We start from the raw sequence: 8,370 nt of genomic DNA on the forward strand, positions 1-8,370 counted from the left end.
GGACGACGCGGCGCGGCCGGGCGAACGGCTGGTGGCGCGGCGGTGGCGGCAGCGCTGGCCCCATATCGATTTCCGCTTGGCCAAGGACGGGACCAAGGGCACGCTGGTCGGGCGAAGGCGGGACGCATCTCGCCCGGTGGCGAATGACAATGAGGCCGGGCGGACCTGGCGTCACCTTGGCCGGGCGGCCGGCATTGTGGCGTTGATTGCCACCGGGTGGATCGCGCGCGGGGAATTGGGGGAATTTCCGCAGCCGGCGCAGGCCAGCAGCTTCCTGGACGAAGCGGCGGCGTCTCGGCGCGCCGGCCTGTTGCGCCAGGCCATGGCGTCGCAGGTGGAGAGCGCCACGCTGAACCCGCAAGAGATTGAAAGCGCCACCGGCATCATCCTGCCCGCTCTTCCCGGCAATTGGCGGATCACCGATGTGCAGCTTTTCCCGACACCCGACAGCCCCGCCATCGCCATGGCGCTGGAAACCCCGCGGGGCGAGCATCTGTCCTTCTTCGCCGACCGGGCCGAAACGCCCGCGGAAGCCAAACCCCTGCTCGAACGACGCGACGCCGACGTCATCGCTTATTGGGAGGTCGGCAACATGGCCTACGCGCTGACCGGCCAGGCCGCGCCTGCACGCATCATGGAACTGGCGGGGGCAATCGCGCCCGCCGGCTGAACGGGCCATTGAGGCGAACCGGGCGGGCTGCTAAGCGCCGCCCATGGAGGATAGCTCACCCAATGCCCCGCCTGCTCCAGCGCGCCCCGCGCTGGGCAGCCTGACGATGCTCTGGCGCTTCGCGCGCCGCTATCCCGGCCGCATAGCAGGCGCATTGACCGCTTTGATCGTCTCCTCGGCGGCGACGCTCGCCATCCCCAACGGCTTTCGGCTCGTCATCGACAAGGGCTTCATGGGCGGTGGCGACATCAGCCGCTGGTTCGAATATCTGCTGCTGATCGTGCTGGTGCTCGCGCTGGCGAGCGCGCTGCGCTTCTATTTCGTCTCCTGGCTCGGCGAACGGGTGGTTGCCGACATCCGCAGCGCCACCCAGGCCAATCTGCTGCGTCAGGCGCCTCGCTTCTTCGAGGAGAATAGGCCGTCCGAGATCGCGTCGCGCATGACGGCCGACACCGCGATCGTCGAACAGGTTGTCGGTTCCACCGTGTCGGTGGCGCTGCGCAACATGGTCACGGCCGTTGGCGGGCTGGTCTATCTCTTCGCGCTCGCGCCCAAGCTGGCGGGGCTGTTGCTGCTGGGCATACCTGTCATCCTGCTGGTGCTTATCGGCTTGGGACGGCGCGTCCGGCAATCGTCGCGCGCGAGCCAGGACCGGCTGGCCGATATCGGCAGCGTCGCGACAGAAGTGCTGGGCGCAATGAAGATCGTTCAGGCGTTCGGGCAGGAAATGCGGGAGGCGCAGCGTTTCAAAGCGACGGTCGAGCGCGGCTTCGCCACGGCCCGCCAACGCATCCGATTGCGCGCCGCGATGACCGCCGTCGCCTTCACATTGGTGTTCGGTGCGATCACGGGGGTCATGTGGCTGGGCGCGATCGACGTCGCGGCCGGGCGACTGTCGGGTGGGAGCATTGCCGCCTTCGTCCTGACCGGCGGCCTGGTGGCGGGCGCTTTGGGATCATTGTCCGAAAGCTGGGGCGACCTGTTGCGCGGGGCGGGCGCCGCCAGCCGGCTGGGGGAGTTGATGGCGGCGGAGCCGGACATTGGGCCGCCGACTGCGCCCCGAGCCATAGCGCCGCTGGCCCACGGCGCCCGGCTGACCTTCGCCGACGTGCATTTCCATTATCCCACCCGACCCGATCAAGCCGCGCTCCACGGCATTGACCTCGACATTGCGCCGGGCGAGACTGTGGCGGTCGTCGGCCCCTCGGGCGCGGGCAAATCGACGCTGATCCACCTCGCCCTGCGCTTCTATGATCCCGACTCTGGTTCGGTTGCGCTGAACGGCGTGCCCTTGCCCGATGCCGACCCTGGCGCACTACGTGAGATGATGGCGATCGTGCCGCAGGACAGCGTTATTTTCGCGGCCTCAGCCCGCGATAACTTGCGTTATGGTCGATGGGACGCGAGCGACGAGCAGATCTGGGCCGCCGCGCGGGCGGCCAATGCCGAAGCCTTCCTGCGCGCCTTGCCCGAAGGACTGGACAGCTTTCTGGGCGAAGACGGCGCCCGTCTGTCTGGCGGTCAGCGACAGCGCGTGGCGATCGCTCGTGCGCTGCTGCGCGACGCGCCGATTCTCCTGCTCGACGAAGCCACCTCAGCATTGGATGCCGAATCGGAACGCCTGGTGCAGGATGCGTTGGGCAAGCTGATGCAGGGGCGCACGACCGTCGTGATCGCCCATCGTCTGGCGACCGTTCGCGCCGCAGACCGGATCATCGTGCTGGATGAAGGACGGATCGTCGAACAGGGCGATCATGCCGCGCTGATGGCCCAGGCCGGGCTATATGCCCGTCTTGCACGGCTGCAATTTCAGGATGCATCGGCCGCATAGGACGGCCGATCAGCGCTTCACGCCGATCTGACCAAGGCGCACGACATGATCGAGGATCGCGGGATGCAAGGGACGCTCAAAGGCGCAGCCTGATTCATGCGCACGAGTCCACAGGACACGCGCGCGGCGCCCTTCAAAACCGGGCAACATGATCCACAGATCATCGCCGGGCCGCAACTTCATGAAGCTCTGGAGGCGGAAGCCGGTGATGGACAGGTCGGCGACATGACTGCTGAACCAGGTTTCGCCGGGACGACGAACCTTGACGCCAATCTGGACATGGCGGCGCTCGGCGTTCCGACGCTTACGTTCGTGGTCAATCTGTGGTTCTGCGCCCATGGTCTGTCCTCCCGCGGAGGATCGCGCATCGCGGTAAGCAAAATGTTAATCGGCGTCGAAAAATCGGGTGACGCATAAAAAAGGGGCCGCCAGCGGCGACCCCTGAAGAGATGCGGCAATCTAAAGATCCATCGGGACAATCGCGAAGAGGGGGAAGTCCTTGGTACGCGAAAGGCCGGACGTCAGATCTCAGAAACTGCCATATTGTTCATTGCCGACGAAACCCAGCTTGGTCACGCCCGCACGCTTGATCTCCGCCAGCACCTCGTCAACGACGACGTAGCGGGTCTGCGCGTTGGGCTGGAACTGTAGTTCCGGCTCGACGGGCAGGCGCAGCGACTGCTGCAGATACTGACGCAGGGTCAACAGATCGATCGGCGACCCGTTCCAGGTGATGACGCCACCGGCGTCGATTGCGACCTTGTTCTTGACCGGGTCGATCACGCTGTCCGAAGGCGGCGCGTTCTGCGGCAGGTCGATCTTCACCGCGTGGGTCTGGATCGGGATGGTGATGATGAACATGATGAGCAGAACGAGCATGACGTCGATAAGCGGCGTCGTGTTCATTTCCACCATCGGCTCGCCATCTTCGGATCCGGCGCTCATTGCCATGGCGAATTCTCCTTTTTCGGCCGATCAGAGGCGGGTGGTGGTCGAACCGGGTTCCGGTTCGGAGATGAAGCCCACCTTCGGGAAGCCGGCGCGCTGCATCGTGTAGATGGTGCCGCCGATGCACCGATAGGGGGTGTTGATGTCGCCGCGGATATGCACTTCCGGCAGATCCTCGGGCGTCATGTTTTCAACGCCGCCAGCCTTTTTGATGTCTGCTTCGAGCTTTGCGACGGCGCGGTCGAGCAATTCGCTCGAACTCACCGGAGCCATGCCCCAGAACACGGCGCAGCTGCCATCAGCTGTCGAGGTGACCGAGAGAGAGACATTTTCCGGCTTCGTCGTGGTCGGCTCGAACGCCACCTTGGGAAGCTGCAGATCGACCGTCTGGACGACGACCGGGACCGCGATGAGAAAGATGATGAGCAACACCAGCATGACGTCGACGAGCGGCGTCGTGTTGATGTCGGACATCGGCTTGTCGTCACCGCCGCCGGGGCCAACACTCATTGCCATTGATACTATCCTAACCTTGGTGTCGATGGCGCCCCGTCAACCGGGCGGTTGAGCGAGGTCCATGGTCGGCGGGGAACCGAGCGGTCGCAGCCGCCCCCCGGTTCCCTCACCGGCGTCTTGAGACCGATCAGGCCTTGGTCGGCGTAGCGGCCGGCTTGGCCACCGGAGCAGCCGGAGCGGCAGCAACGGTCGGCTTCACGGCACCGTCCGAAACCAGATAGGCCAGCAGGTCAACGGTGAAACCGTTGAGCTGTTCAGCGATCGCCTTGTTCCGGCGCTGCAGGAAGTTGTAGGCGAGCACCGCGGGAACGGCCACGGCCAGACCCAGGGCGGTCATGATCAGCGCTTCACCGACCGGGCCGGCAACGGCGTCGATCGAGGCCTGACCGGCAGCGCCGATCTTGATGAGTGCGCGGTAGATACCGATAACCGTACCGAACAGACCGATGAACGGCGAGGTCGAACCGACGGTGGCGAGGAAGGCGAGGCCGCCGCCCAGCGACGAGTTGACCGCGGCTTCCGAACGCGCCAGCGAACCGTGCAGCCAGTCATGCGCTTCGACCGGATCCTTCAGCTTGCCATGCTCTTCCTGAGCCTTGATGCCGTCGTCGACGATCTGCTTGTAGGCCGAGTTCTTTTCGAGCTTGGCCGATGCTTCCTTCAGCGAAGCCGAACGCCAGAAAGTCGCGCGGACCTTCTTGCCCTGGCTGATCACCTTCTGCTGTTCGATCAGCTTGGTGAACAGAATATAGAAGGTGCCGACCGACATGGCGCACAGGATGAGAAACACGGTCCAGGCGATGGTGCCGCCCTGTTCGAGCGCTTCCATCAGGCCATATGGGTTTTCCGGCTTGGGAGCCGCAGCTGCGAGATACATCAACATGTTCAAGACTTCCCTCTCAATGAGATCAAGCTAGGGAAAGGCGGCGCCGGGCGCGCGCCTTGCCCGTTTGGATTATTCCGGCAGACGCCAGGTGATGCGCCCGTTGTAGGTATCGGGCATTTCATTCCCATCGGAACCCTTGGCCGGCTTGAACCGCGCGCGGCGCGGCAGCAGACGACAGGTCGCCTCATCGAGGTCGGCATGGCCGGTCGAAGAGGTGATGGTGCAGTTGGTCACCCGGCCATCGGCTCCGATTTCCAGGCGGAAACCGGCCGTACCCGAACGTTCTTCGCGCTGGGCGCGGCTCGGATAATCGGCGTCGCTCAACCAACTGCCCGGATTGCTACGCGGCGAAGCACGCGTTGCAGCAACAGGCGGCGGCGGCGGAGCCGGCGGCGGCGGTGGCGCAGCGACCGGAACCGGGTTGAACACCGGGGGCGGCGTCCTCACGGTCTGGATCGGCGGCGCCGGAGCCGGGGTCCGGACAATCGGCGGCGGAGCAACGACCGGTGGCGGCTCGACCGGCTGGTCTGGCGGCGGCGGCGGCGGCTCCTCGTCGGGCGGCGGTGGCTCTTCCTTCACGTCGATCACGTTCAGCTGTTCCGCCGCCTTTTTGACATATTTCATGCCAAGACCGGTGACGAAGGCATAGCCGAGAACAGCGTGAATCAGGGCGACGATGACGATCGATATCGTGCGACTCGATCCTTGCGAGTGGTCAGCATAGGCCATTCGGCAACGACACTCCTTAACTCATCTTACCAGTGGTTTATACAAATCAGCCAAAAACGACCCAAGCTGACCGGGCTTGTCCCGACCACCTTTGGCCCCTGTCCGTCCATTTGCTACCGAGCGAACTCCTATCGCGGCACATCGTGGCACGCAAACGCTTTATCGATGTCGCCATTTGCGGCTACCATTTCCCATCAGAATGACTTGCCTGTGACATCCACGCCACTGGCTGAAATAATAGGACGAAGCAAAAGATGAAATCCGCCACCGCCTTGCAGAGCCTGGGCCTCGCCTGCCTCATTTCCGCCGCACATCCCATGGTTTTCCCGGCCTTTGCCCAGGATCGCCCGATGGTAACGTCATCATCGGGAATACCGGCGGGTCTGTCCTATGCCGACATCGTGGACCTGGCGGAGGGGGCGCCGCTGGTGGCCAATGTGCGGATTCGCAACATCATCACATTGAAGCCCGAACGAGCCGGTGCGGTGCCGCCGGGGCATCGGCGGCTCTATATGGAGGCTGAAGTGACCGGCCTGATTCGCGGCGATGGCGGAATCAGTCCCACCATAACCTACCTCTATGATGCGCCGCTTGACGCGCGCGGCAAGCTGCCCAAATTCAAAAAGGCCGCATTCATTCTCTTCGCCCGTCAGGGCGGACGCCCCGGCGAGGTCCAGCTGGTCGCCCCCGATGCGCAGATCCCCTCAACCCCTGCCGAGGTCGAGCGGGTGAAGCATATTCTCGCGGCGCTGGTCGCCCCCGATGCGCCGCCGCGTATCCTGGGCCTGGGCGACGCGTTCCATGTCGCCGGCACGATCGCGGGCGAAGGCGAGACCCAGATATTCCTGCGAACGGAAAGTGGCGACCCGGTTTCGCTGTCGATCCTGCGCCGGCCAGGCCAGGCGCCACGCTGGGCCGTGGCGCTGGGCGAAATCGTCGATGAGGCCGCCCGGCCGCCCGAACCGGGAAGCCTGCTATGGTATCGTCTGGCGTGCAGCCTGCCCCCCGCCCTGCCCCCGCAGGCGGTTCGCACCCTTTCCGTCCAGGATGCGGAAGCGGCGCGGGCCGATTATCGGCTGGTGACCGCCGCCCTTGGCCCCTGCCGTCGCACGCGCAAGACAGGCTGATTCGCGCTTTTCCTTGGACAGGCGCGAGGACACCGCTATCAGCGCGGCTTTCGGAAACGTCGGAAGGGAAGACAGCCGCCATGACCAATCTGCACCGCCATGCACCGCTACGCGTCGCGCTGGTCGGCCTCGGCACGGTGGGCGGCGGCGTTATTCGCCTGCTGGAAAAAAATGGCGATCTGATCGCGCGGCGCGCGGGCTGCCCGATCCAGATTGTCGCCATTTCCGCACGCGACCGGAACAAGGACCGCGGCGTGGACCTATCCCCCTATGAGTGGGTCGACGACATGACCAAGCTCGCCACGCGCGAGGATGTCGATGTCGTGGTGGAATTGATCGGCGGCGCGGACGGCCCCGCGCTTACGCTCGCGCGCCAATGCCTGACTGTAGGCAAACCCTTTGTCACCGCCAACAAGGCGATGCTCGCCCATCATGGCCTGGACCTCGCCCGGCTGGCCGAAGCGGGCGGCATTGCGCTCAAATATGAAGCCGCGGTCGCGGGCGGCATCCCGGTTATCAAGGGAATGCGTGAAGGCGCCGCCGCAAACGAGATCAGCCGCGTCTATGGCATCCTCAATGGCACCTGCAACTATATCCTGACCACCATGGAGAAGGCCAAGGAGGCGGGCAGCCCGCGTGGCTTCGCCGACGTCCTGAAGGAAGCGCAGGAACTCGGTTTCGCAGAGGCCGACCCCGCCGTCGACATTGACGGGGTCGATGCAGCGCACAAGCTGACCATTCTGGCCAGCCTGGCGTTCGGCACAGAACTGGATTTCGACGCGGTGGCGACCACGGGCATCCGTCACGTCATCGCCGCGGACATCGCAGAAGCGGCGGCGCTAGGCTATCGCATCCGCCTGGTCGGCATCGCGCAGAATGGCCCCGACGGGCTGTTCCAGCGCGTGCATCCGATGCTGGTGCCGCTCGACCATCCGCTCGCGCATGTCGATGGCTCGCTCAACGCCGTGGTGGCCGAAGGCAATTTCGTCGGTCGCCTGTTCTTTCAGGGTCGGGGCGCGGGTGACGGCCCGACTGCATCCGCCGTCGTCGCCGACCTGATCGACGTCGCGCGCGACGAATATGGCGACGCTTTCGCCATGCCGGTCGCCGCCCTGACGCCGCAGAAGACCGCCGATGCCGGCGCGCGCGTCGGCCGCGCCTATCTGCGCTTCAAGGTCAAGGACCAGCCGGGCGTCCTGGCGGAAATCGCCGCCGCCACGCGCGATGCCGGCGTGTCGATCGAAAGCATGATCCAGCGGGGCGCAAGCGAGGAAGACGGCGTGCTGGTCGCGATCGTCACCCATGCCAGCGAAGAACGTTGCGTGCGCGATACGCTGGAGCGGCTGGCAGGTTCGGACAGCTTGCTCGATACGCCAATGGTGATGCACATCCTCGACTGAGGCGGACGTCAATGCTGCCCGGCGCCGTCGAAGCGGTCGGGCAGCTGCGGCGGCGGGGCGAGGTCGGCGTCCGGATCAATGACCGCGGTCGCCGCCTTCACCAGCACGCCCACCGCCTGAAATACCGGCAGGCCCCCGGTACAACCGGCGCCTTGCCCGCCCGAAACGCCGCAGGCGCCCTGGCGGACCGGCGCCGCCGAAGCACGCGGCGCTTCTCCCCTCAATATCCCGCCTTCCTCCGGCTCGCGCGGCAGCGGCAGACG

The 8,370-nt window shown here is 65.3% G+C and carries 8 protein-coding genes and 2 pseudogenes; 4 read left to right on the forward strand and 6 right to left on the reverse strand.

Translation table 11 applies throughout. From position 1 onward, the window contains the following. Both C100_RS29265 and C100_RS29270 read left to right on the forward strand, forming a co-directional pair. A pseudogene (locus C100_RS29265) lies at window positions 1-670 on the forward strand (class I SAM-dependent methyltransferase); the annotation flags it as partial. Between the two features lie 43 nt (window positions 671-713). After that, on the forward strand, window positions 714-2,501 hold the full coding sequence (locus C100_RS29270) for an ABC transporter transmembrane domain-containing protein (RefSeq protein ID WP_024018596.1): 1,788 nt from the start codon (window positions 714-716) through the stop codon (window positions 2,499-2,501). Window positions 2,502-2,510: 9 nt separating this feature from the next. Here C100_RS29270 and C100_RS29275 read toward each other — a convergent pair whose 3' ends face one another. The 5 genes from C100_RS29275 to C100_RS29295 all read right to left on the reverse strand — a co-directional run bounded on the left by C100_RS29275 (window position 2,511) and on the right by C100_RS29295 (window position 5,580). After that, window positions 2,511-2,840, reverse strand: coding sequence for a PilZ domain-containing protein (locus tag C100_RS29275; RefSeq protein ID WP_024018597.1), 330 nt, complete (start codon window positions 2,838-2,840; stop codon window positions 2,511-2,513). A gap of 189 nt (window positions 2,841-3,029) precedes the next feature. After that, window positions 3,030-3,452, reverse strand: coding sequence for an ExbD/TolR family protein (locus tag C100_RS29280; RefSeq protein ID WP_024018598.1), 423 nt, complete (start codon window positions 3,450-3,452; stop codon window positions 3,030-3,032). 24 nt (window positions 3,453-3,476) lie between these two features. Next, window positions 3,477-3,965 (reverse strand): ExbD/TolR family protein, encoded by a 489-nt coding sequence (locus C100_RS29285; protein ID WP_031308749.1) that lies wholly within the window; start codon window positions 3,963-3,965, stop codon window positions 3,477-3,479. A 127-nt stretch (window positions 3,966-4,092) separates the two neighbouring features. Next, window positions 4,093-4,848 (reverse strand): MotA/TolQ/ExbB proton channel family protein, encoded by a 756-nt coding sequence (locus tag C100_RS29290; protein ID WP_024018600.1) that lies wholly within the window; start codon window positions 4,846-4,848, stop codon window positions 4,093-4,095. Between the two features lie 72 nt (window positions 4,849-4,920). After that, window positions 4,921-5,580 carry an energy transducer TonB gene (locus tag C100_RS29295; protein ID WP_024018601.1) on the reverse strand — a complete coding sequence of 220 codons (660 nt, stop codon included), beginning with the start codon at window positions 5,578-5,580 and terminating at the stop codon, window positions 4,921-4,923. A gap of 254 nt (window positions 5,581-5,834) precedes the next feature. Here C100_RS29295 and C100_RS29300 point away from each other — a divergent pair, with 254 nt between their 5' ends. Both C100_RS29300 and C100_RS29305 read left to right on the forward strand, forming a co-directional pair. Then, window positions 5,835-6,707, forward strand: coding sequence for a hypothetical protein (locus tag C100_RS29300; protein WP_024018602.1), 873 nt, complete (start codon window positions 5,835-5,837; stop codon window positions 6,705-6,707). A gap of 80 nt (window positions 6,708-6,787) precedes the next feature. After that, window positions 6,788-8,107: a homoserine dehydrogenase gene (locus tag C100_RS29305; RefSeq protein WP_024018603.1), complete on the forward strand. Its 1,320-nt coding sequence runs from the start codon at window positions 6,788-6,790 to the stop codon at window positions 8,105-8,107. 8 nt (window positions 8,108-8,115) lie between these two features. Here the strand turns inward: C100_RS29305 and C100_RS29310 are convergent. Beyond that, window positions 8,116-8,370: pseudogene (locus C100_RS29310) on the reverse strand (hypothetical protein); the annotation flags it as partial.

Origin of the sequence: Sphingobium sp. C100 (assembly GCF_000508185.1) — a bacterium.
Taxonomy (GTDB): domain Bacteria; phylum Pseudomonadota; class Alphaproteobacteria; order Sphingomonadales; family Sphingomonadaceae; genus Sphingobium.

Coding starts and splice junctions, on each gene's coding strand:
- C100_RS29270 (WP_024018596.1), top strand. CDS start 714: ATGGAGGATAGCTCACCCAATGCCCCGCCTGCTCCAGCGCGCCCCGCG.
- C100_RS29275 (WP_024018597.1), bottom strand. CDS start 2,840: ATGGGCGCAGAACCACAGATTGACCACGAACGTAAGCGTCGGAACGCC.
- C100_RS29280 (WP_024018598.1), bottom strand. CDS start 3,452: ATGGCAATGAGCGCCGGATCCGAAGATGGCGAGCCGATGGTGGAAATG.
- C100_RS29285 (WP_031308749.1), bottom strand. CDS start 3,965: ATGGCAATGAGTGTTGGCCCCGGCGGCGGTGACGACAAGCCGATGTCC.
- C100_RS29290 (WP_024018600.1), bottom strand. CDS start 4,848: ATGTTGATGTATCTCGCAGCTGCGGCTCCCAAGCCGGAAAACCCATAT.
- C100_RS29295 (WP_024018601.1), bottom strand. CDS start 5,580: ATGGCCTATGCTGACCACTCGCAAGGATCGAGTCGCACGATATCGATC.
- C100_RS29300 (WP_024018602.1), top strand. CDS start 5,835: ATGAAATCCGCCACCGCCTTGCAGAGCCTGGGCCTCGCCTGCCTCATT.
- C100_RS29305 (WP_024018603.1), top strand. CDS start 6,788: ATGACCAATCTGCACCGCCATGCACCGCTACGCGTCGCGCTGGTCGGC.